Below are 1,734 nucleotides of genomic sequence, written 5' to 3'. Positions count from 1 at the left end.
GACCCGGCAAAGACCGTCCCACCCCCATTCCAGCCCGCTACACTCTCCACGCCCAAGCCGTTGACCAGCACGAATGAAGAAGTCCGGCTGGAGTATTAGAACTCCTAACGGAATGGCTCGAAGATGGGGTGAGCCGGGTGGCGGTCATTCGACGCAGTTGCCACGGTGGACGGCTGCCGCCCTCCGATCCGGCCAAAGGGAGGACCTGGCTGCCCAGGCCCGGCTGGCCCCGGGGCGGCTGTGGCCCGGAGCGCCTAGGCTGTCACCGCTACGGAAGGGCGGTGCCATGGATGCTGACTCCCGGACCAGGGCTGCGGTCGAGGAGCATTGGCGGGCCTCGGAACGCGGGGACACCGAAGCCGAGCACGCCATCTACGCCACGGACGCGATCCTGGACTACCCGCAGTCAGGCGAGAGGTTCCGGGGCCGAGCGGCGATCTCGGCGCAACGCGGCGGGCACCCGGCCGACCGGCACTTCGCCGTCCAGCGAATCACCGGCCATGCGAATCTGTGGGTGAGTGAATGCCTCATCACCTACGACGGTATGCCTTCGTACTCGGTGAGCATCATGGAATTCGCTGACCAGCACGTGGTGCACGAGACGCAGTACTTCGCTGACCCCTTCGGCGTGCCGGCCTGGCGGGCCGCGCTCGCGGAGCCGATGCCGGGCCGGACCATCGCCGGAGCCTGATTCTTGGGCTTGCTCGGGTCAGCCGGGTGACGAGCCTGTCACTTTGTTGAAGTTCCAAGAACTCCTATTGCGAGGGCTTCAAGCGCCTCCAGCAGATGAGCGCGCATGCGAGGGTGAGGAAGGCTTCATGGGTGTCGTCGCGGATCTCCCAGCGGATCCGCAGGCGACGGAACCAGTGCAGATGGGCGAACGTACGCTCCACGACCCAGCGTTGAGTGCCGAGTCCGGAACCGCGCTCGGTGCCGCGCCGGGCGATCAGCGGCTTCACGCCGAGGTCCCAAACCAGCCGGCGGTACTTGTCGTGGTCGTAGCCGCGGTCACCCAGCACCACGTCCGGGCGACGCCTGGGCCGACCGCGCTTGCCACGCACGGGCGGCACGGCTTGGAGGAGCGGGATGAGCTGAGTGACGTCGTTGCGATTGCCCCCGGTCAGGGTGACGGCGAGCGGGATACCGGTGGCGTCGGTGATCAGGTGGTGTTTGCTGCCCGTCCTGCCCCGGTCGACGGGGCTTCGTCCGGTCTCGGGGCCCCCTTTAGCGCGCGGATGTGGGAGCCGTCGACGGCAGCTCGGGAGAAGTCCAAGGCGTTCGCATTGCGGAGCTTGGCGAGGAGGACCTCGTGCAGCCGGCGCCAGACATGGGCTTCGGTCCATTCGGCCAGGCGGCGCCAGCAGGTCATGCCCGAGCCGAAGCCGAGTTCTTGCGGCAGGTGTTCCCAGGCGATCCCGGTGTGCAGGACGAACAGGATGCCCTGGAACACCAAACGGTCTGGATGCCGCTTGCGGCCGGCGTGCCGCATCCGACGTTCGACCTTGGGCAGCAGCGGCTCAATCACTGCCCAGAGCTCGTCGTCGATTTCCCACGGCTTCGGCCGAGCCACCCAGCACCCCCGGATCATCAGTCCCAGAGTGATCCAACCACCTTGAAGATCATTTCGTTAGGAGTTCTTAGAGGGCGTTAAGTCCCGTTCCTGATGATGTGGTGTCGCTCTTTCGTGGGTGATGGGTCGGTTCCGTCCTCGCTTCATGTCGTGTGCATGATGGG

Annotated in this window: 2 protein-coding genes; one reads left to right on the top strand and one right to left on the bottom strand. The window is 66.3% G+C overall.

Translation table 11 applies throughout. The annotated features are described in order from the left end of the window. The first annotated feature begins 286 nt into the window (after positions 1-286). Complete coding sequence (locus ACZ7IB_RS49195) at positions 287-691, top strand: nuclear transport factor 2 family protein (protein ID WP_470921894.1); 405 nt, start codon at positions 287-289, stop codon at positions 689-691. A gap of 64 nt (positions 692-755) precedes the next feature. Here ACZ7IB_RS49195 and ACZ7IB_RS49190 read toward each other — a convergent pair. After that, a protein-coding gene (locus tag ACZ7IB_RS49190) for an IS5 family transposase (protein ID WP_470921892.1) occupies positions 756-1,588 on the bottom strand; the annotation gives its coding sequence in 2 pieces (ribosomal slippage) (positions 756-1,228 and positions 1,228-1,588; 834 coding nt in all). Positions 1,589-1,734: the final 146 nt, after the last annotated feature.

The sequence above is a fragment of the Streptomyces sp. NPDC037301 genome (assembly GCF_055602785.1).
Note: the sequence above shows the minus strand (reverse complement) of the source record. Positions and strands in the feature narration are given on the sequence as shown.

What these genes read in the sequence shown, in the direction of transcription:
- ACZ7IB_RS49195 (WP_470921894.1), top strand. Translation starts at nt 287, where the DNA reads ATGGATGCTGACTCCCGGACCAGGGCTGCGGTCGAGGAGCATTGGCGG.